Here is a 20,237-nt window from a genome sequence, read left to right as displayed (position 1 = left end):
CGCACTCATCGGTCGACAGAGACGATTTTTCAGCAAAGCCTCAAACAAAAAAGCTGAGGTACACCGCAAGAAAGCTGGTGGAACCGGTCACTTCGAGGACATTCGCCAATGCGTTAATGGCCGCATTCGTCATCCACGGACCGATTCTCATGCGTCGATTCGATATGCGCGCCCTCTGCGCCGCGCTGCACTTTTCTCTCGTGCTCGCCGCGTGCGGCGGCAGCGACAGCGATGGCTCCTCGGCTTCGCCGGGAGCGAGCAACCCGCAAAGCAGTCAGCAGAACGCCCTGCAAAACAGCCAGCAGATGGCGGGCGCCGGCACGAATGCGAACGCGAGTGGCGAAGACAACGCGCCGGGCGCACCCGACATGCATTGGGCGCCCGACTCCAACGCGAGCGGCGCGCACTGATTCTCAGGACACCTCCACTTTTTCCCCCAATAACAGGATTTCCCATGACGTCGAAAAACAGACGTGATTTCCTGCGCCTTGCTACGCAGTCGGCAGGCGCGATGGCTGCTTATGCAGCCTTTCCGCCCGCGATCCGCAAGGCGCTCGCCATGCCCGCCGCGACACGCACCGGCACGATTCAGGACGTCGAGCACGTCGTGATCTTCATGCAGGAGAACCGCTCGTTCGACCATTACTTCGGCGGCTTGCGTGGCGTGCGCGGCTTCAACGATCCGCGCCCGCACCAGCTGCCCAACGGCGCGCCGGTCTGGCAGCAGCCGCCCGCTTCGGTGCAGACGTCGCACTATAATTCGCGTGGCTTGAGCCCGTCGGCGCCTTACGTGCTGCCGTTCTATCTCAATCCGAAGCTGACGAGCGAATACCAGCCGGGCACGAACCATGGCTGGAGCACCGGCCATCTTGCGTGGGACTACGGCCTGTGGGACCAGTGGGTGAACCAGAAGCAGGACGTGCTGACGATGGGCTATCTGCAGCGCGCGGATCTGTCGTACCACTACGCGCTCGCCGACGCGTTCACGATCTGCGACGCCTATCATTGCTCCGTGCATGCCGATACCGCGCCGAACCGGATCTACCTGTGGTCCGGCACGATCGATTCGCGCAACATCTACGGCGTTGGCAATCCGCCGAACGGCCCCGGCCTTGGCGAGCGTGATAATACGAACGGCTATACCTGGACCACGTATGCCGAGCGTCTGGAGAACGCGAACATCTCCTGGAAGTTGTATCAGGGCGGCACGGGTCTTCCGAATAGCCCGACCGACAACTTCACCGACAACTCGCTGATGTTCTTCAAGAACTTTCAGGTGGCGGAAGGTGCGAGCGGTCCGCTCGTCGAAAAGGGCGCCTCGAACCACACGCTTCTCGAGCTCCAGGCCGACGTGCAGGCCAACCAGCTGCCGCAGGTATCATGGATCGTTGCGCCTGACCTGTACTCCGAGCACCCGTCCGCGTCGCCGACTGATGGCGCGTTTTACATCAACATGGTTCTCGAGGCGCTGACGTCGAACCCGGACGTGTGGGCGAAGACCGTGTTCATCCTCAACTACGATGAGAACGACGGCCTGTTCGATCACGTCGTGCCGCCGGTGCCGCCGCTCTCGAGCGGGCTGAACGGCGAGGGGATGATCTCGTCGAGCCTGCTTTCGAATATCGGCGATGAATACCTCGATCTCGGCAAGTATCCGAGCGAGATGGGACCGCTGATCCCGGGTGCAGACCCTGGAGGGATCCAGCCGATCGGCCTCGGGCCGCGCGTGCCGCTGATCGTGATTTCGCCGTGGTCCAAGGGCGGGTGGGTTTGCTCGGAGACGTTCGATCACACGTCGGTGCTGCGCTTCCTCGAGGCGCGCTTCGGCGTGCAGGAGCCGCTCATCAGCGAGTGGCGCCGCTCGGTTTGTGGCGACCTGACTTCCGCGTTTGACTTCTCAGGCAAGCCGGATACGTCGACGGTGAGCTTCACGGTCCCGCAGCACATTCAGACGGCCGGGCAGGCGTACCAGGTGCCCTCGCCACAGACGATGCCGACGCAGGAGCCCGGCACGCGGCCGGCGCGCGCGCTGCCGTACGAAGTCTTCGTTCACAGCCGGGTGAGCGGCCACGACGGCAATCTGTGGCTCGATTTCGCGAATTCAGGCAGAGCGGGTGCGGCGTTCTACGTGTATGACCGCCTGAATCCGACCAATCCGCCGCGTCGCTATACGGTCGCTGCGCGGGATAACTTCGCCGATTACTGGAGCACGACGGCCGCGCAGGGTGCGTACCATCTGGCGGTCTATGGGCCGAACGGCTATGTGTGCGAATTCCAGGGCAATGTGCAAGTCGCGGTTGATGGCCATCACGCGAATCCGGAAGCGCGTATTGGCTATGACGTGCGCAATCGACACGTGTATCTTGAGTTGCGCAATAGTGGTGGTGCTGCGTGCAGCGTCATTGTCGATAACGCGTATAGCAGCGCGAACTCGCGGCACTACACGCTGCGGCCCGGGCAGACGATGCAGGACCACTGGGAGCTCAGCTCGAGCCATGGGTGGTATGACCTGAACATCGCAGCGTCGACGGTCGGCGGCGCGTCGGACAAGGTCGTGCGGCGCTTCGCGGGCCACGTGGAGACGGGGCGGCCGAGTCAGAGCGATCCGGGGCCGGTGAAGGGGTGAGCGGGATCGATCGCTTCGGTTGAGTACTGAACGGACGAACCAGCAACCTGCGGCTTGCGCGACGCCTTGCGCAGGCACGGGTTGCGGGGTCGATCGCGGCCGGGTGTACCCAGTTCGGGTTCCCATTCCCCCCCTTTTTTATCCGCAGCTTCTTTTGACGCCTGCCTCTGTTCGTGCGCTGCGCGAATTACGGGGGAAAGTCGGCCCTGCTCGGGCAATCGACGCCGCGCCCTCGCGTCTAGACTTGCACGCAGTAGAAGTCCCGCCGTGCGTGCCGGGCTGGGCCGCGCTTGCGTGCGTGCCCCAACTCGTGTGCGCCTCGCCGCCGGTTCGACCGGAACATCGGCGCCCGGCGGTCGCGTGCTAATTCCCGTCCGGAACCGTCTACAGACATGAACACGAGCATCCCCTCCGACCCTTGCCCGTGCGGCAGCGGCCAGCTTTCCAGTCAGTGTTGCCGCGTCGCGGGCGGCGAGGCCCAGACGCCGGCATCGATACCCGAAACGCTCCAGCTCGCCTGGCGTCATCATGAGGCGGGGCGTCTCGCCGAGGCTGGCACGCTCTATCGCGCGATTCTCGCGGCCGAGCCGGACCACATCAGCACGATGCGCTCGCTCGGCGTGCTCGCCAGCAGCCAGCGCGATCACGAGACAGCGATCGAGCTCATCAACAAGGCGATCGCCAGCGACCCGAACTATGCGCTGTGCCACATGAATCTGGGCGAAGCGTACGCGTCGAAGGCGCAGATGAGCGCGAAAGCGGAGCAGGACGAGGAGAAGCAAAAGGCCATCGAGTCCTATCGCAAGGCCATCGAGCTCAATCCCAAACTGATTCGCGCCCGTGAAAAGCTGGGCGTGCTGCTGCTCATCGACGAGGACAATCGCGCGGCGATCGACGTGTTCGAGGAACTCCGCGAGCAAGATCCGGAAAATCTCGCCGCCTGGCAGAATCTCGGGCTGCTATGGGCCCGCGTGGGTGAGTTTGAGAAGGCGGTCAGCTGCGGCAAGCGCGCGGTGGAACTCGATCCCACGAACCCGGCCGTCTATAGCAATCTGGCCAACGTGCTGATCAAGCAGGAGAAGTACGAGGAGGCGCTTGAGAATTGCCACCGCGCGCTCGAGATCGACCGCGACAACTACGCCGCGCTGATTTCGTCAGGCAATGCGCTCGCTGCGATGAAACGCTTCGACGAAGCCATCGATGCCTGCAAGCGCGCCATTGCGCTCAAGCCGCACATGTCCGAGCCCTACGGCAATCTCACTAATTTTCTCGGGCGCGTGCGCCGCACCGACGAATCGGTCACATGGCTACGGCAGATGCTCTCGCTCATGCCCGACAACTATAGCCTCTACGACACCATGCTGTTCCTGCAGCACTACGACGAGTCGCTACCCATTCTCGAGAACAAGGCCGTGGCCAAAGCCTACGGTCATGCCGTGATGGCGGGCTGCACGCCGTATCTCCACGCCGCGCCATCTGCGGCCGAACGCGCGCGCCGTCCGCTGCGCGTCGGCTTCGTCTCGGGCGATTTGCGTTCGCACCCGGTCGGCTACTTCATGGAGAGCGTCTTCGGACATCTCGACCATGCTCGTGTGCAGCCCGTGGTGTACTCGACCGTGCGTGGCGAGGACGGCGTCACCGAGCGCATCAGGCAGCGTGTGACGGAATGGAACAGTCTGGTCGACATGACGGCGAAGGCTAGCGCGGAAAAGATTCACGAGGACCGCGTCGACATCCTCATCGACCTGTCCGGCCACACCGCCAAGTCGGGGTTGCCGCTTTTCGCATGGAAGCCGGCGCCGGTGCAGGCGACCTGGATCGGCTACTTCGCCACGACCGGCATGCCGACGATGGACTACTTCATTGGCGACCGCTACACGCTGCCCGAAGGTGAGGAAGAGCAGATGACCGAGAAACCGTGGCGCCTGCCCGACGGTTACCTGTGCTTCTCGGAGCCCGCCGACGTGGTGGAGGTCGGTCCGCTGCCGATGCTGGAGAACGGCCATGTCACGTTCGGCTGCTTCAACAAGCTCAGCAAGGTCAATGATGCGGTTGTGGCGCTCTGGGCGCGCCTGCTTCAGCGCCTGCCCGACGCGCAGCTCATGCTGAAGGCGACGGAGCTCAACGAGCCGTATAACCGCGACGACATCACCGCGCGCTTTGCGGCGCACGGCATTGCCGCTGAGCGACTGATACTCGAGGGATCCACGCCGCGCAAGGAGTATTTCGCGTCGTACCACAAAATCGACATCGCGCTCGATCCGTTTCCGTACAACGGCGGCACGACGACCGTGGAAGCGCTGTGGATGGGCGTGCCCGTGATGGTCAAAAAGGGCGATCGCTTCGTCGCGCACATGGGTGAGGGCATCCTGAACAATCTCGGCCATCCCGAGTGGATCGCCGCCGACGAGGACGCCTTCATCGAGCTGGCCTGCTCGATGGCGGCCGATCCGGCGACGCTGGCAGCGCATCGCGCGGCGTTGCGCGACGAGATGCACGCGTCGCCGCTTTACGACGCACCGCGTTTCACGCGCGGGCTCGAAGACGCATTCGAGCAGATGTGGCAGATCCACTGCGATGAAGCACCGGCCGATCCCGACGCTGCCATTGCGCAAAACATTGAGGCGGCGACCGAGTGCCAGATTGCCGGCGATTTCGACGCGGCCGAGTGTCTGTATCGCGAGGTGTTGCGTCTGCGCCCGAATGATGCGGAGGTCAATCACAACCTTGGCGTGCTCGCGATCCAGCGCGGCCGTCCCACCGAGAGCTTGCATTATTTCCGCTCTGCGGTGCAGACCGAACCAGAAAACGAAGAGCGCTGGGAAATTTATATTGAGGCGCTGCTCGCTTGTGACCGAACGGAAGGCGCGAAGCGCATTCTGAACCAGGCGCGCGACCGCGGCTTCGAACTGGAACGCATTCGTCTCGGTGCTCGCGCGGAAAAGGCGAGCCAGCTCGCGCCCGAGATCGCGGCGCTGTTCGAGCAGTTCATCTCGACGCTCGACGCGCTCAACCGCAACGGCCTCCACGAGCAGGCGCTCCAGGTCGCGCGGCAGATGCTGCAGACGTTCCCGGACGATGCGCACGCGCAGAAGGCGATCGGTATTGCGCTCGCGAAGTTGCGCCGTTATCACGAGGCGTTCGCTCCGCTAGCTCGCGCGGCGACCCTGCTCGCGGGAGACCGCGAGGTGCCGCGCGTGCTCGGCGAGGTCGCGGCGCTGCATCAGGCACGCCACCTCGCGGCGGATTTGCTGCGCAAGGGCAACCACGCCGCCAGCCAGCGCATCTGCGCACAGCTCGAGGCGTACGGCTGGCGAGATCATGAGGTCGAGGCGCTCTCACGCGAGCAGCCCGACACGGGGCCCTTGATTACGGTGAGCGGCGCGTCTGAGTTCGACGCCTTTGATGTCATGGCCTGACGCCGCTGGCGCCGTGCAAATGCCCGGCGTCGACGGCGCAAACTAACCTTGTTATTCGACTCGATCAAGATGAGCAAATCCTTTCTGCACGTGGGCTGTGGTCCGGCGCGCAAGGCCAATACGGTCAAAGGCTTCAACACGCACGAGTGGCGCGAGCTGCGTTTCGATATCGACCCTTCGGTCGAGCCGGACATCGTCGGGACGATGACGGACATGAGCGCAGTCGAGAGCGCTTCGGTCGATGCCCTGTACTCGAGCCACAACATCGAGCATCTCTACCCGCACGAAGTTTCAGTCGCGCTGCGCGAGTTCCATCGCGTGCTGCGCGACGACGGCTTCGCGGTGATCACGTGTCCGGACCTGAAGTCGGTATGCGCGCTCGTCGCGCAGGACCGGCTGCTGGAGCCCGCGTACATCTCGTCAGGCGGACCGATCGCGCCGCTCGATATCCTCTACGGGCTGCGTTCGTCGATGGCGAAGGGCAATCTGTACATGGCGCACCGCTGCGGTTTCACCGAACGCGTGCTGCGCGGTTCGCTGCAATCGGCGGGCTTCGCCGTGGTGGCGACGATTGCGCGCCCCGCCACTTTCGACCTTTGGGCGCTCGCGAGCAAAAGCCCGCGCGGCGAGCCGGAAATGCGCGAGATGGCCGAACTCTATTTCGCACATTAGACCTGCGTTCGAGAGGCCGCGAATCGATTGGCTTCGCGGCGCCTTTCGTCGTTCGATTCCTTTCAGGGCAGATGAGCGCGCGCTACCTCAGGCGGCCACGCGCTTCGCGAGGGCGTCGCGAACCTCGGCGATCGCTTCAGCCCAATCTCCTCCCGCGCGCTGCCTGAAAAGACGCAGCGTCCCAGGGTACCAGATCGACTCGTGTCCTTCGCGCTGCCAGCGCCAGTCCGTGCCGATCCCGGGCAGCAGCACCCAGCAAGGTTTGCCGAGGGCGGCGGCCAGATGCGCGATCGCCGTATCCACGCAGATCAGCAGATCGAGCTGATCGAGCACAGCCGCGGTATCGGCAAAATCTCCGAGTGCCGAGCCGAGGTGCAGCATTGGCAGGTGCGTCGGCGCGTGGCGTGCCTCGTCCTCACCATGGCCTTTTTGCAGGCTCACGAAGCGCACGCCCGCGACGTCCCAGAGTGGCGCGAGCGTTTCCAGCGCGGGCAGCGAGCGGTTCGCATCGTTCTTGTGTGCCGGATTGCCCTTCCAGACGAGACCGACGCGCAGGCCGTCGAGCCGCGCGATGGGCTCGCGCCATGTGGCCACGCGCGTGGCCGGCGCCTTTAGCCACACTGCGGGCGCAATGGTTTGCGCCGTGGTGCCGAGGTGCAGCGGCACGCTCAGCGCAAACGTCCAGTAGTCGAATGCCGAGGGATCGGTGACGGCTTGCTCGTGCGTTACAGCGTCGATGCCGGGCGCGCCGTCGAAGAGGGCGTGCAGTGCGCTCGCGCACGCGAGCGTCACGCGGCGCGCGCCGCTTACCTTGAGCGGCGCAAGAAACCGCCCGAACTGAATCAGGTCGCCATAGCCCTGCTCGGTCCAGACGAGCAGTGACTTGCCTGCGAGTGGCTCGCCTTGCCATTGTGGCAGCGCGAGCGGCGGCGCGAACGCATTCCGGTCGCTCAGGCGCGCGTCGTAGCGCGCCTCGTGCAAAGGCCACGCCTCTTCGAAGCGGCCGGCGGCGAGCAGACATTGAGCAAGGTTGTAGCGCGCATCGGGATAGTCGGGGCGCAGCGCGATGGCCTGCCGCCAGGCGGATTCGGCCTCTGCATGGCGCCTGAGATCGCCGAGCGCGTTCGCGAGGTTGTTCCACGCGCTCGCATAATCGGGCCGGTGGCCAAGCGCGATGTGGCACGCCTGAGCCGCCTCCTCGAAGCGGCCCAGCCGGCGCAGGACCACGCCCAGGTTGCTGTGCGCTTCGGCGTAATCGGGTTTGAGCGTGACGGCCGACTGCCAGTGCGCGAGTGCGTGTTCCGGACGGTCGAGCGCGAGCGATGCGGCGGCGGCGAGATTGAGCGCCGCGACGCGCACCTCGAGCGCCAGGCCCGAGAAGGCGGCGAACAAGGGTGAAAGCGTGCGCAGCACGTCGTCGAAGGCGCCGTGCGTGTAACAGCGCAGCGCCGCGTGATAACGCTCGACGCTCGAGCACGCAGGCACCTGCTGGGCACGACCCGGCGTTTGCCCCGCGTGATTGCCCTGCGCCATGTCATCTGCCTCGCATTTTTCCTCTCCTCTGCGGATAACGGCCGATCCGCGCGGAAGTTGAGGGGCGCGGTTGCTCGCGGCCGCGCCGCCGCGCGCGCAGGCGCTGCACGGCACAAGACGTCGAGGCTCGCGCGCTGCGTCGATCCGGCCCGCATATTTCCGGGCCCCGCTAAAGTCTTTCGGCAGCCAACCGTAAACGAGCAAGAGGCGGCGATCATCACAGCGTCGTCGTCCCATCCAACCTCAAGAAATCTGGCTCGAAGCCGTTCGGAGATTCGAATGCTCACCATCAACAGCAATATCAGCTCGCTCGTCGCGCAAGAGAACCTGAACGGTTCGGGCAGCGCCCTGTCGCAGGCGATTACGCGTCTGTCCTCGGGCAAGCGCATCAACAGCGCAGCGGACGACGCAGCAGGCCTGGCGATCTCGACGACGCTGCAAACGCAGATCAACGGCCTGAATCAGGGCGTATCGAACGCGAACGACGGCACCTCGATCGTGCAAACGGCAAGCAGCGGCCTGTCGCAGATCACCTCCAGCCTTCAGACGATCCGACAGCTGGCAGTGGAAGCGTCGAACGGCACGCTGTCGTCGAGCGACATGCAGTCGCTGCAGTCGGAAGTGCAGCAGCAGATCGCGGAAGTGAACCGCATTGCTTCGCAGACCACGTACAACGGCAAGAACCTGCTCAATGGTTCGGCTGGCGCGGTGACGTTCCAGGTGGGCGCGAACGTTGGCCAGACGATGACGCTGAACCTGTCGACGAACATGTCGGCCTCGCAGCTCGGCGGCGGCAGCGCAGCGAGCGGCACGGTGCTGGGCACGGTTGACGTGTCGTCGCTGGGCGTGGACACGAGTGGTAACGCCACGAGCTCGACCGACACGACGGCGCAGCTCACGGAAATCAATGTGATCGCCAACGGCAGCGGTGGCTACACGTTCACGGACCAGAACAACACGGCGATCACCGATACGTCGGTGCTGGGCAGCGCGTTCTCGGGCATTGCGGCATCGAGCGGCTCCGGCGTCCTGACGCTTGGCACGGCGGTGACCGACGTGAACGCATCGAACGAAGTCGCGTCGATCAATGCGAACAACACCGTTCCGCAAGTTTCCGACATCAACGTCAGCACGGCCAACGGCGCGAGCGCGGCGATCGAGTCGATCGACGCGGCGCTGTCGACGGTGAACAACCTGCAAGCGACGCTGGGCGCGGCCCAGAACCGTTTCGAAGGTATCGCCACCACGCAGCAGGCCGAGTCGACCGACCTGTCGAGCGCCCAGTCGCAGATCACGGACGCCGACTTCGCACAGGAAACGGCGAACCTGAGCAAGGCGCAGGTGCTGCAGCAAGCCGGCATCTCGGTGCTGGCGCAGGCGAACTCGCAGCCGCAGCAAGTGCTCAAGCTGCTCCAGTAACCGTTACCGGGTGGAGGCGGGGGCTAAAGTCTGCCCCGCCCCGACCGTAAACCAGTCAGGGGCAGCGTCATCAGGCCTGCCCGACTGGACAAACAGAAGTTTGGCATTGATGCCGTTTGGGAGATTCGAATGCTCACCATCAACAGCAATATCAGCTCGCTCGTCGCGCAAGAGAACCTGAACGGTTCGGGCAGCGCCCTGTCGCAGGCGATCACGCGCCTGTCCTCGGGCAAGCGCATCAACAGCGCAGCGGACGACGCAGCAGGCCTGGCGATCTCGACGACGCTGCAAACGCAGATCAACGGCCTGAACCAGGGCGTGTCGAACGCGAACGACGGCACCTCGATCGTGCAAACGGCAAGCAGCGGCCTGTCGCAGATCACCTCCAGCCTGCAGACGATCCGTCAGCTCGCGGTGGAAGCGTCGAACGGCACGCTGTCGTCGAGCGACATGCAGTCGCTGCAGTCGGAAGTGCAGCAGCAGATCGCGGAAGTGAACCGCATCGCTTCGCAGACCACGTACAACGGCAAGAACCTGCTGAACGGTTCGGCCGGCGCGGTGACGTTCCAGGTGGGCGCGAACGTAGGCCAGACGATGACGCTGAACCTGTCGACGAACATGTCGGCCTCGCAGCTCGGCGGCGGCAGCGCGGCAAGCGGCACGGTGCTGGGCACGGTCGACGTGTCGTCGCTGGGTGTGGACACGAGTGGCGCCGCCACGAGCTCGAGCGACACGACGGCGCAGCTCACGGAAATCAACGTGATTGCCAACGGCAGCGGCGGCTACACGTTCACGGACCAGAACAATACGGCGATCACCGATACCTCGGTGCTGAGCAGCGCGTTCGGTATCAGTGTGACGAGCGGCACTGGCCAACTGTCGCTGGCGACCACGGGCGGCGCGACGGCTACGTACGCGTCTGCCGGAGCGACGTTGACTTCGACCGCGGCGACGGCATACAACGTCACGGACGTGAACGCATCGAACGAAGTCTCGTCGATCAACGCAAACAACAGCGTTCCGCAAGTTGCCGACATCAACGTCAGCACGGCCAACGGCGCGAGCGCTGCGATTGAGTCGATCGACTCGGCGCTGTCGACGGTGAACAACCTGCAGGCAACGCTGGGCGCGGCGCAGAACCGTTTCGAAGGCATCGCCACCACGCAGCAGGCCGAGTCGACCGACCTGTCGAGCGCGCAGTCGCAGATCACGGACGCCGACTTCGCGCAGGAAACGGCGAACCTGAGCAAGGCGCAGGTGCTGCAGCAAGCCGGCATCTCGGTGCTGGCCCAGGCGAACTCGCAGCCGCAGCAAGTGCTGAAGCTGCTCCAGTAAGCGCAGCGCAGACATGGGCAGCGCTTTTCCGATGACATTCGCGGATCGCGCCGCCCCTGCTTGACCCAATGGGAGGCTCGCCTCCCATTCTTCGTTTGCAAAGTCCTGTCAACTCCGGCGTTAAAGGTTCCAGCATGTCGACGATCAACACGGCCACCACCAACGCGGCAATCACGGCGGCGCAGTCGAGCGCGAATACGGCCGTGCAGGAAGCGGCGCAGTCGCTCATCAGCGGCTCCACCGGCAACTCGTCGATGGACGTCAACTCGCTGGTGACCGCGCTGGTCAATGCCAAGACAGCAGGGCAATCCGCCGTTCTCTCGGCGGAGCAAACGAACGACACCACCCAGATTACGGCGTACGGTACGCTCTCCGCCGCGCTTTCGGCGCTCCAGGTAGGCGTGGCGTCGCTGTCCAACGGTTCGCTGCAGTCGACCTATACCGCGACGTCCAGCGGCACCGGGCTCACGGCATCGGCGGGAACCGGTGCGGTCGCGGGCTCCTACGACATCAACGTCCAGCAGCTCGCGACGGCGCAGGCCTTGTCCTCGACTGCGTTCAGCTCGACGGCACAGCTCGGCACCGGCACGCTCACGGTCTCGGTTGGCGGCAACTCGGCCCAGATCTCGATCAACAGCACCAACAACACGCTCAGTGGCATTGCGGCTGCGATCAACTCGGCGAGCAACAACCCCGGCGTCACGGCGACCATCGTGACGGGTTCCGATGGTGCTCACCTCGTGTTGCGCTCGTCGGCGACTGGCGCCGCCAACACGATCAGCGTCGGCGTTTCCGCGACCACGGACAACGGCCTTTCGAAGCTCGCGGTGACCTCGACGGCTGGGACCTCGGCCTCGACGATCGCGTCTACGGGTTCGCTCGCCTGGACGCAGACGACCGGTGCGGACGCCACCGACGCACAATCGATCACGTCGGGCGAGTTCACGAGCGGCGCACAGCTAGGCACGGGTTCCCTGACCGTTTCGCTCGGCTCGACGTCGATGTCGCTGAGTATCGATAGCTCGAACAACACGTTGCAAGGCATTGCCGATGCCATCAACGGATCGAGCAGCAATCCCGGCCTCACGGCATCGGTGCAAACGAATACGGACGGCACGCAATCGCTCGTGCTCACGTCCAATACGGCCGGTGCGGCGAACACCATCAGCGTCGGCGTCAACGCCACGGCGGACAACGGCCTGAGTAGCCTCGGGGTAACTTCGACGGCTGCGACGAACACGTCGACGATCAGCTCCACCGGCGGCTGGTCGCAGACGACGGCGGCGCAGGATGCCGTGTTCACGGTCGACGGAACGACGGTCACGAGCTCGACGAACTCCTCGACGAGCGCGATTGCGGGCGTCACGCTCAGCATGAGCGCGACGGGCGACCAGACGCTCACGGTCGCCACCGACACATCCACGCAGGCCACCACGATCACGAACTTCGTCAGTCTGTACAACTCGCTCGTCTCGACCTTCGGCACCTTGACGACCGGCACGTTGTCCTCGGGCTCGTCGGGAAGCGCGGGCCCTCTGATGGGGAGCTCGGTGGTGAATTCGATGCAGAACGCGCTCGCCAGCATCGTGGGCAGCGGGGTCAAAACTGGCACGGGAACGGTCACGCTCGCGGCCATTGGCATTACGCTGAACGCGGACGGCACGCTGTCGACGAATTCGACGACACTCAATAACGCGTTGCAGAACTCGCCTTCGACCGTGGCTGCGTTGTTTAACACGACCAACGGCATCGGGACCCAACTAAACAACGACATCGAAGGCTATACACAGACCAACGGCACCATTGCCAACGCGACCACTGCGCTCAACAGCAGCCTGCAGAGCATCACTGACCAGCAGACACAACTGACTGCGTATATCGCGCAGCTCACCTCGCAATACAATGCGCAGTTCACCGCGCTGAACACGTTAATGGCGACGATGAACAGCAACACGCAATACCTGACGGCGTTGTTCGGCGGCGCCAATAGCGCGGGCGCACTTGCGACCGCCAAGAGCGGCTAAGGAGTCCCGGCGTGAACCAGTCCCAAATCCTCGCGACAGTGCTGTCGCATACGTTGCAGATGGAAGCTGCGTCGTTGCTCGAAAACTGGGAAGAGGTCGTGCGCCTTTCTCTCGTGCGCGATCCGCTCCTGATGTCGTTGCAGCCGGAGCAGCCGCGCGAGTCGCTCGACGTCGTGCAGCGCATTCAGGCCATCGACGCGCAGATTTTGACGCGTGCAGCCAACTCGCGCTCCGAGTTGCAGACTGCCTTCGCGGAAGAAATGGCGAAATTCTCGGGGGCGATGTCGCGCTATAGCGCGGTCAAGTCCTATCACAGCGTCGCCCGCATGTAGCTGGTCGCGCCGATTGCGTGGCGCGCCAGCAAGGTTCGTCGAGCCGGCGTATCCTCAGCAGTTCCTCATTCCCGCTTTTTTTGGGAGACACCATGGAACTACGCAGGATCGGCACTTCGGCCTTGCAGGTCGCGCCGCTGATGTTCGGCGGCAACGTATTCGGCTGGACCGCCGACGAGGCAACCTCCTTCTCGATCCTCGACGCCTTCACCGACGCCGGCCTCAATTTCATCGACACCGCGGACGTCTACTCCGCCTGGGTGCCCGGCAACCAGGGCGGCGAATCGGAGACCATCATCGGCAAATGGCTCGCCCGGAGTGGCAAGCGCGAAAAGGTGGTGATCGCAACGAAAGTGGCAAAGGACCCCCGCCGCCCCGGCCTCTCAGCCGCGAACATCCAGGCGGCCGTGGAAGACTCGCTGCGCCGCCTGCAGACCGACCACATCGACGTCTACTTCTCGCACGAGGACGACCAGAAGGTCCCGCTCGAGGAGACGCTCGGTGCCTACCAGCGCCTGATCGAGGCGGGCAAGGTGCGCGTGGTGGGCGCGTCGAACTACACGGGGGCGCGCATCGAGGAAGCCCTCGCAGTTGCGCACAAGACCGGTCTGCCCGCATACCAGATCCTCCAACCCGAATACAACCTGTATGATCGCGCCGCCTACGAGGCCGACATCGAGCCCGTGGCGCTCGCGCAGAAGCTCGCGGTCGTGCCCTATTACAGCCTCGCGAGCGGATTTTTGTCAGGCAAATACCGTTCGCGCGAAGATCTCGCGAAGAGCACGCGCGGCTCGCGCGTCGAGCGCTATCTCGACCATCGCGGGGTGCGCATTCTCGCGGCGCTCGACTACGTGGCCGGGCGCCACAACAGCTCGCTGGCGGCCGTGGCGCTCGCGTGGCTGATCGCGCGGCCGAGCATCACCGCGCCGATCGCGAGCGCGACATCGCTCGAGCAACTCGGGAGCCTCGTGGCCGCGGTGCGCCTGAAGCTCGATCCGGCGGACATCCAGGCGCTCAACGACGCGAGCGCCTGAACCCGCAACGCGACTCGCGAGGGGCGCAACGCGTTCATCCAGGAGTCCTAGGTGCGTGGCGGGCCCGCCGGGCGGTGTTCGCCACGCAAGTGTCTGAGTAGAATCAAGAAAGTGTGGCTGGCAAGATCTTTTCCTGATATCATTGGGAGTGAATTGAGATCTTTGCCTGTTTTGTTGCCGTGTTCGTTACTGTTGGCGGCCGCAAACCGGCGGTCAGGTGTGTTGCAGCAAGGTCTACCTGATCGCGTTCCGCTGTGAACCCCCTACTTCTCTTTTCCGGCCTCCGTGGCCGCCTTGCCTTTCGTTACGCCCCCATCGTGGCGAACGACCGGAGGGCCGGTGCGTGAATGGTGGTTGCCGTTCGCGCCTTTGAACCGTATCAAGCGATTGAGTTAGGAAATACATGACGACGATTCTTCTGAAGGAAAACGAGCCGTTCGAAGTGGCCATCCGCCGCTTCCGCCGTGCAATCGAAAAGAATGGCCTGATCGCCGAGCTGCGTGAGCGTCAGTCTTACGAAAAGCCGACGGCCGTGCGCAAGCGCAAGAAGGCTGCTGCTGTGAAGCGCCTGCACAAGCGTCTGCGCAGCCAGATGCTGCCGAAGAAGCTCCACTAAGAGCCGCTTCAGCTTCCGCCAGACGGCGGCGCATGCTTCGCAAGAAGCTGCGCCGCCGTTTGCATTTCTGGCGCTGGTTTTCGATTTCGATTGCGCGAGTACGCGCCGCTTTGGCTCAAGCGGCGTCCTGAAGCCGTTGCGGCGAAAGCCCGAACTGCGCAGCGATCGACAGTAGCCGATCGTGCCACTCCCAGACGCCGAAGACATCGTGGACGTTCTGCAGGCAGCTCAGGAGATTCACGGTGTTGGGGTCGTAAATGTTGATGTGGGCGCGCAGAAGTGCCTTTTTCAGCGCGGCGACGCCAACGTCCATCCATGCGGGCACCTCGTTCGCCTCACGCGCGAGATAGCCCACGGGGATGCCCTCCATTGCGCTGATGTAGTCGCGCGCACGGATGAAACTGCCGACCGGACAGCCACCGTAGTTGCGCGAGCCGCCGCTGTAGCCGTTCCGATACGCTCCGCCGCCGCAAGGCAAGAGCGCCGCGCGCCCTTGTCCATGGAGGTGCGCCACGGCGCGGTCGAAAATCTCCTGATGAGTCAGGAAGTGCACGTTTTTCATTTCAGCCCCCTGCGCGACGCACAGCGGTAAGGCCCTGCAAATGCGCCGCTGCGTGCCTTGCGGCGCGCTCCCCGCGGTGGGCGGTCCCTTGTTGCGCCTGCTACCGGTGCAGCAAACCCGGACGTGCCGTTTTCAGTTATAACGGCGTGCCACGAGAAAACCGTTAGGCCGCGCACCAAGACAGGTGGAAATCGCGCAGATCCGCTGTTGTTTGTGCACCGTAGCCTGGCCGGCCCAGCTAGTTCATAACCGATTCGGGGCTGTTTCAGGGCCGGCTAATTGCCGAGTCAGGCTCCGGCTGCCGAGCGCGTCTTCGCGGCTGCGGCCTTGCCTTTGGACTTGGCCTTCGACTTGACGCCGCCGAGCGCTGCGCAGGTTTTGCGGCAGAAGCAGTCGCGTTCATGGTCGTTGACCATGCCCACCGCCTGCATGAACGCGTAGCAGATCGTGGTGCCGACGAACTTGCAGCCATACTTCTTGAGCGCCTTGCTGAGCGCGTCGGAGACTTCGGTGGACGTGGGCGCGTCGCGATACGAAGCAAGGTCGTTCTGGATGGGCGTGTCGTCAACGAACGACCAGACAAATGCTGCAAGCGAGCCGTGCTCCGCCTGGATTTGCTGCACGGCGCGCGCATTGAGAATGGCGGCCTCGATCTTGGCGCGGTTGCGCACGATCGAGGCGTCCTGCATGAGCGTTTCGACATGCTTCGGTGTGAAGCGCGCGACCTTTTCGACCTCGAAGTTGGCGAACGCGCGGCGATAGCCCTCGCGCTTGTTGAGGATCGTGGACCATGACAGCCCCGCCTGCGCGCCTTCGAGCACGAGCATTTCGTAGAGGTGCTGGTCGTCGCGCGAGGGCACGCCCCACTCCTCGTCGTGATATTGCACATACTGCGGCGACGCGCCGGCCATTACCCAGTTGCAGCGGTGTGTCACGGTGAGTTCTCCTTGCGAGTAGCCCGGCAAGGATAGCCGATTGGCTGTGCTCCGCCACCTGGCCGTCCGGCCAATTGTGCGAATGGCGCCGAGCCGTTAGTCTCTGCGACACGATTCAATGCTCGATAATCCTCAACTCACCGGCTCGCGCACGGCGCGGTAAACATCATGCAGAAATATTCCTGGTTGATCGGCGTGGATGGCGGCGGCACCGGCACGCGCGTCGCGCTGGGCGATGCCCAGGGCGCCGAGCTCGCGCGTGCGTCCGCGGGCCCGTCGGGGCTTGGGCTCGGTATCGCGCGCGCCTGGCAGTCGATCGAAGAAGGCGCGCGCGCCACTTTTGCGCAAGCCGGGCTGGCGTTCGACTGGTCGCGCTGCGTGCTCGGCTGCGGCCTCGCGGGCGTGAACAACCCCGACTGGCTCGCCGCGTTTCGCGCCGCGGCGCCAGCGGTTGCAGGCCTCGCGGTCGAGAGCGACGCCTATACGACGCTGCTGGGCGCGCACGGCGGCGAGCCAGGCGTGGTCGTGGCGCTCGGCACGGGCAGCATCGCCGCCGCGCTCGATGCGCACGGCGTCTGCCGTATTGCGGGCGGCTTCGGCTTTCCGTCTGGCGATGAAGCGAGCGGCGCATGGTTTGGCTTGCGCGCGATTGTGTGGGCGCAGCAGTCGCTCGATGGCCGCGTCGTGCCTGATGCGTTTTCGCGCGCGCTGCTCGCCCATATCGGCGCGGCCGACCGCGAGAGCCTGATCGTCTGGCAATGCGCGGCCAACCAGACCGCTTATGCGAGCCTCGCGCCCGTGGTGCTCGCGCACCGCGATCACCCGTTCGTGGCTAAGCTGCTGGCCGAGGCTGGCGAGGCCGTGGCGCGCCTGATCGAGGCGCTCGATCCCGAAGCCGCGTTGCCGGCGGCGCTCGCCGGCGGCCTCGGCGTGCCGCTCACCGACTGGGTGCCGCAAGCCGTGCGCGAGCGGCTGCGCGCGCCGCTCGCCGACTCCACCTCTGGCGCTTTGCGCCTCGCACGTCGCGAGGCCGAGCGGCTTGGCGGCGCTTAGCGCCTGCGCTCCCCTTCAGGTGCTAGGATTGAGGGTTTCCCCCAGCCCCCGGATAGCCATGTACAAGGTCATCGCAACCGATCTCGACGGAACGCTGCTCAACGCCGACCATCAGCTGGATCCGTTCACGGTTGCCACGTTCAACAAGCTCCACGCGCAAGGGCTGCAGTTCATCATCGCGACCGGCCGCCATTATTGCGACGTCGCGAGCATCCGCGGCTTGCTCGGCATTCCCGCGTACCTGATCACGTCGAACGGCGCGCGCGTGCACGGCCCGGACGACGCGCTGATCCACGCGCGCAACGTGCCCGAGGCGGTCGTGCGCCGCCTCGTCGCCCCGGACACCGTGGGCGCGCATGGCCGCGTGATCGTGAGCCTCTTTACCGACAAGGAATGGTTCATCGACCGCGATGCGCCCGAGTTGCTCGCCTACCACCAGGATTCGGGCTTCACCTATCGCGTCGCTGAGGATCTCGGCGCGCTCGGCGGCGCGGGCGTCGCCAAGGCGCTCTATATCGGCGATCCGGCCGATCTCGCGCATGTTCAGCGTAGCCTGGAGCGCGAGTTCGGCGACGCGCTCTATATCACCTACTCCCTGCCCGATTGCCTGGAAGTCATGGTCGCGGGCGTCTCCAAAGGGCGTGCGTTGAGTGTCGTGCTCGAGCGTCTGAATGTGGATGCCGCGCGTTGTGTGGCGTTCGGCGACAACATGAACGACATCGACCTGCTCGAAACGGCGGGTCATCCGTTCATGATGAACAACGCGAATCCCGACCTGATCGCGCGTCTGCCTCAGGTGCCGCGCATCGGCAACAACTTCGAGGCGGGCGTCGCCCATCACCTGCGCAAGCTCTTTGCGCTGGATGATGAGCTGGCGCGCTAAGCGGCGCTAACCTGCCCGCGCTGCGAATCGCGTATCGCGTATCGCGTATCGCGTGGCGCTGGCGTGAGCATGGCGCTTCGGCGTGGGCGCCGGCCGTTTCGTCTACCCCGGGGCCTCGCCTATTGCGCGGCAGGAAGCGCCGCACACGGGCATTCGTCTGACCGTCCGTCGAGGCCCTCGTGGTCGTGGCTGAAGCGTGCGATCGGCGTGGCGCCGCTCCAGTCGATGCGCACGACGTAGATGCTGTCGAAGTCGGCGCTCTTCCATTTGGGCACGTCGGACGCCTGTCCGCCATGCTCGGCCACGATCTTGCGCACCAGCGTCTCGATTTCACGGTGCTCCCATCCAACCAGCACAGTGCGATTGCGCCACGCCGGATCGAGCAGCGTTTTTTCGAGGGCGTCGGTTTGGGCGTATCCATAGGGCGTCTGAATCGGCAGACCAAACTGGATGGCCGTGGGCTCGACGGTCGCTAGCGGGCGCACATAGTAATAAGTCTGTCCGCCGTCGTTCTTGCGCCCGCTCGGGTCCGGCGCGTAGATCGCATCGGGCTTGCCGTACTTCGCCGCAATCACGGCGGGCAGCGCGAGCGACCGGTTCAATCCCTTGCAGTCGAGCTGGCCGAGCCCCTTGGCGGGCTTTTCGCCGTGACGCACGAAGACCAGTGTTTCGATGTCCTGTGTGCCTGCCGCGCGCGCGGTGCCCGCACTCGCGAGTGCACCGCCGGCGGCAGCCGCGAGCAGCGTCGCCAGAATCGCAGCGTTGCGCGCTACGGGGCGAAGCGCCTGAGCATTGAGTCTCATCGCGACGGCGAAGCGGCCCAGTGGATGTCGTGAACGCATCATGCTGTGCGCCTTGAATTCGAGATGAATGGGTCGCCCGATTCTAGCAGCGCCGCGCCGCCACCTTGCGTGATCAGGCATCTCGCTGGGGCGCGAAAAGGTCCGCAAAAAGCGCAAGCAAAAACAAAAACGGGCGCCGAAGCGCCCGCGTATCGAACCGGGTGATGCTCGTTATGCGTGCACGCGAGCCGGAAGTTCCGCCACGGCTTCACGGCGGCCCGCGATCATCGGATAGATCACGCCCGCGATCGCTGCGCCGATGATCGGCGCAATCCAGAAGAGCCACAGCTGCGAGATCGCCTCGCCGCCCACGAAGAGCGCCGGGCCGGTCGAGCGCGCCGGGTTCACGGACGTATTGGTGACCGGGATGGAGATCAGGTGAATGAGCGTGAGGCACAGGCCGATGGCGATCGGCGCGAAGCCCGCGGGCGCGCGCTTGTCGGTCGCGCCGAGGATCACGAAGAGGAAGAACGCGGTCATCACGACTTCGCAGACGAATGCCGCGGCCAGCGTGTAGTGGCCCGGCGAGTGATCGCCGTAGCCGTTGGTGGCGAAGCCGCTCGCGACGAGGTCGAAGCCCGGCTTGCCGGTGGCGATGCAGGCGAGCGTGGCCGCGCCGAGCACCGCGCCGACCACCTGGGCGACGACGTACGGCACGAGGTCACGCGCCGGAAAGCGGCCGGCGACCATGAGACCGACGCTCACCGCGGGATTCAGATGGCAGCCGGAAATATGGCCGATGGCGAATGCCATGGTGAGCACCGTCAGGCCGAATGCGAATGCGACGCCCACGAAGCCGATGCCGAGCCCCTGCACCGGGCCGTCGAAATGAGCGGCGAGCACGGCGCTGCCGCAACCGCCGAGCACGAGCCAGAAAGTGCCGAAAAGCTCGGCGAGAAGTCGTTTGGATAAGTGCATTTCGTGATGCCTCGAAAAGATATTTGACGGGCGC

At 64.7% G+C, this 20,237-nt stretch carries 16 protein-coding genes and 1 pseudogene; 12 read left to right on the top strand and 5 right to left on the bottom strand.

Annotated elements, in window-relative coordinates:
- Positions 1 to 149: 149 nt before the first annotated feature.
- From BO1_RS29285 to BO1_RS29270, 4 genes and pseudogenes are all read left to right on the top strand, one after another.
- Positions 150 to 410: a hypothetical protein gene (locus BO1_RS29285; RefSeq protein ID WP_156992444.1), complete on the top strand. Its 261-nt coding sequence runs from the start codon at positions 150 to 152 to the stop codon at positions 408 to 410.
- Positions 411 to 454: 44 nt separating this feature from the next.
- Positions 455 to 2,626: a phosphocholine-specific phospholipase C gene (locus BO1_RS29280; RefSeq protein ID WP_028220591.1), complete on the top strand. Its 2,172-nt coding sequence runs from the start codon at positions 455 to 457 to the stop codon at positions 2,624 to 2,626.
- Between the two features lie 392 nt (positions 2,627 to 3,018).
- Positions 3,019 to 6,045 (top strand): O-linked N-acetylglucosamine transferase family protein, encoded by a 3,027-nt coding sequence (locus BO1_RS53240; protein WP_052409638.1) that lies wholly within the window; start codon positions 3,019 to 3,021, stop codon positions 6,043 to 6,045.
- Between the two features lie 30 nt (positions 6,046 to 6,075).
- Positions 6,076 to 6,717, top strand: a pseudogene (locus BO1_RS29270) (class I SAM-dependent methyltransferase); the annotation flags it as partial.
- 87 nt (positions 6,718 to 6,804) lie between these two features.
- Here the strand turns inward: BO1_RS29270 and BO1_RS53235 are convergent.
- A complete protein-coding gene (locus tag BO1_RS53235; RefSeq protein ID WP_052409637.1) occupies positions 6,805 to 8,250 on the bottom strand; it encodes a tetratricopeptide repeat protein in 1,446 nt (481 codons plus the stop codon).
- A 279-nt stretch (positions 8,251 to 8,529) separates the two neighbouring features.
- On the opposite strand from BO1_RS53235, the gene BO1_RS29260 reads away from it, so the two are divergent.
- From BO1_RS29260 to rpsU, 6 genes are all read left to right on the top strand, one after another.
- Entirely contained in the window at positions 8,530 to 9,669 is a 1,140-nt protein-coding gene (locus BO1_RS29260; RefSeq protein ID WP_028220589.1) for a flagellin, read from the top strand.
- 129 nt (positions 9,670 to 9,798) lie between these two features.
- A complete protein-coding gene (locus BO1_RS29255; protein WP_028220588.1) occupies positions 9,799 to 11,004 on the top strand; it encodes a flagellin in 1,206 nt (401 codons plus the stop codon).
- A 134-nt stretch (positions 11,005 to 11,138) separates the two neighbouring features.
- The gene (fliD, locus tag BO1_RS53230; protein WP_052409636.1) at positions 11,139 to 13,028 is read left to right on the top strand and encodes a flagellar filament capping protein FliD; all 1,890 of its coding nucleotides are present in this window, start codon (positions 11,139 to 11,141) and stop codon (positions 13,026 to 13,028) included.
- Between the two features lie 11 nt (positions 13,029 to 13,039).
- Entirely contained in the window at positions 13,040 to 13,360 is a 321-nt protein-coding gene (locus BO1_RS29245) for a flagellar protein FliT (RefSeq protein ID WP_052409635.1), read from the top strand.
- Positions 13,361 to 13,452: 92 nt separating this feature from the next.
- On the top strand, positions 13,453 to 14,394 hold the full coding sequence (locus tag BO1_RS29240; RefSeq protein WP_028220585.1) for an aldo/keto reductase: 942 nt from the start codon (positions 13,453 to 13,455) through the stop codon (positions 14,392 to 14,394).
- A gap of 403 nt (positions 14,395 to 14,797) precedes the next feature.
- A complete protein-coding gene (gene rpsU, locus BO1_RS29235; protein ID WP_006401410.1) occupies positions 14,798 to 15,010 on the top strand; it encodes a 30S ribosomal protein S21 in 213 nt (70 codons plus the stop codon).
- 115 nt (positions 15,011 to 15,125) lie between these two features.
- Here rpsU and BO1_RS29230 read toward each other — a convergent pair whose 3' ends face one another.
- The gene (locus tag BO1_RS29230) at positions 15,126 to 15,572 is read right to left on the bottom strand and encodes a hypothetical protein (RefSeq protein WP_028220584.1); all 447 of its coding nucleotides are present in this window, start codon (positions 15,570 to 15,572) and stop codon (positions 15,126 to 15,128) included.
- Positions 15,573 to 15,859: 287 nt separating this feature from the next.
- Complete coding sequence (locus BO1_RS29225) at positions 15,860 to 16,483, bottom strand: DNA-3-methyladenine glycosylase I (protein ID WP_084688254.1); 624 nt, start codon at positions 16,481 to 16,483, stop codon at positions 15,860 to 15,862.
- Between the two features lie 192 nt (positions 16,484 to 16,675).
- Here BO1_RS29225 and BO1_RS29220 point away from each other — a divergent pair, with 192 nt between their 5' ends.
- Both BO1_RS29220 and BO1_RS29215 read left to right on the top strand, forming a co-directional pair.
- Complete coding sequence (locus tag BO1_RS29220) at positions 16,676 to 17,560, top strand: BadF/BadG/BcrA/BcrD ATPase family protein (RefSeq protein ID WP_028220582.1); 885 nt, start codon at positions 16,676 to 16,678, stop codon at positions 17,558 to 17,560.
- A 58-nt stretch (positions 17,561 to 17,618) separates the two neighbouring features.
- The gene (locus BO1_RS29215) at positions 17,619 to 18,443 is read left to right on the top strand and encodes a Cof-type HAD-IIB family hydrolase (protein WP_028220581.1); all 825 of its coding nucleotides are present in this window, start codon (positions 17,619 to 17,621) and stop codon (positions 18,441 to 18,443) included.
- A 119-nt stretch (positions 18,444 to 18,562) separates the two neighbouring features.
- On the opposite strand, the gene BO1_RS53225 is transcribed toward BO1_RS29215, so the two are convergent.
- Together BO1_RS53225 and aqpZ are read right to left on the bottom strand one after the other, a co-directional pair.
- Complete coding sequence (locus BO1_RS53225; RefSeq protein WP_043287077.1) at positions 18,563 to 19,288, bottom strand: hypothetical protein; 726 nt, start codon at positions 19,286 to 19,288, stop codon at positions 18,563 to 18,565.
- 168 nt (positions 19,289 to 19,456) lie between these two features.
- Entirely contained in the window at positions 19,457 to 20,203 is a 747-nt protein-coding gene (aqpZ, locus tag BO1_RS29205) for an aquaporin Z (RefSeq protein WP_028220580.1), read from the bottom strand.
- Positions 20,204 to 20,237 lie beyond the last annotated feature (34 nt).

It is taken from the genome of Paraburkholderia oxyphila NBRC 105797, assembly GCF_000685075.1.
GTDB lineage: Bacteria > Pseudomonadota > Gammaproteobacteria > Burkholderiales > Burkholderiaceae > Paraburkholderia > Paraburkholderia oxyphila.
The sequence above is the reverse complement of the archived record's forward strand: the minus strand, read 5'-3'. Positions and strand labels throughout refer to the sequence as shown.

Excerpts from the sequence above, each read along its gene's own strand:
- BO1_RS29285 (WP_156992444.1), top strand. The coding sequence starts at position 150 with ATGCGTCGATTCGATATGCGCGCCCTCTGCGCCGCGCTGCACTTTTCT.
- BO1_RS29280 (WP_028220591.1), top strand. The coding sequence starts at position 455 with ATGACGTCGAAAAACAGACGTGATTTCCTGCGCCTTGCTACGCAGTCG.
- BO1_RS53240 (WP_052409638.1), top strand. The coding sequence starts at position 3,019 with ATGAACACGAGCATCCCCTCCGACCCTTGCCCGTGCGGCAGCGGCCAG.
- BO1_RS53235 (WP_052409637.1), bottom strand. The coding sequence starts at position 8,250 with ATGGCGCAGGGCAATCACGCGGGGCAAACGCCGGGTCGTGCCCAGCAG.
- BO1_RS29260 (WP_028220589.1), top strand. The coding sequence starts at position 8,530 with ATGCTCACCATCAACAGCAATATCAGCTCGCTCGTCGCGCAAGAGAAC.
- BO1_RS29255 (WP_028220588.1), top strand. The coding sequence starts at position 9,799 with ATGCTCACCATCAACAGCAATATCAGCTCGCTCGTCGCGCAAGAGAAC.
- fliD (WP_052409636.1), top strand. The coding sequence starts at position 11,139 with ATGTCGACGATCAACACGGCCACCACCAACGCGGCAATCACGGCGGCG.
- BO1_RS29240 (WP_028220585.1), top strand. The coding sequence starts at position 13,453 with ATGGAACTACGCAGGATCGGCACTTCGGCCTTGCAGGTCGCGCCGCTG.
- rpsU (WP_006401410.1), top strand. The coding sequence starts at position 14,798 with ATGACGACGATTCTTCTGAAGGAAAACGAGCCGTTCGAAGTGGCCATC.
- BO1_RS29230 (WP_028220584.1), bottom strand. The coding sequence starts at position 15,572 with ATGAAAAACGTGCACTTCCTGACTCATCAGGAGATTTTCGACCGCGCC.
- BO1_RS29225 (WP_084688254.1), bottom strand. The coding sequence starts at position 16,483 with ATGGCCGGCGCGTCGCCGCAGTATGTGCAATATCACGACGAGGAGTGG.
- BO1_RS29220 (WP_028220582.1), top strand. The coding sequence starts at position 16,676 with ATGCAGAAATATTCCTGGTTGATCGGCGTGGATGGCGGCGGCACCGGC.
- BO1_RS29215 (WP_028220581.1), top strand. The coding sequence starts at position 17,619 with ATGTACAAGGTCATCGCAACCGATCTCGACGGAACGCTGCTCAACGCC.
- BO1_RS53225 (WP_043287077.1), bottom strand. The coding sequence starts at position 19,288 with ATGATGCGTTCACGACATCCACTGGGCCGCTTCGCCGTCGCGATGAGA.
- aqpZ (WP_028220580.1), bottom strand. The coding sequence starts at position 20,203 with ATGCACTTATCCAAACGACTTCTCGCCGAGCTTTTCGGCACTTTCTGG.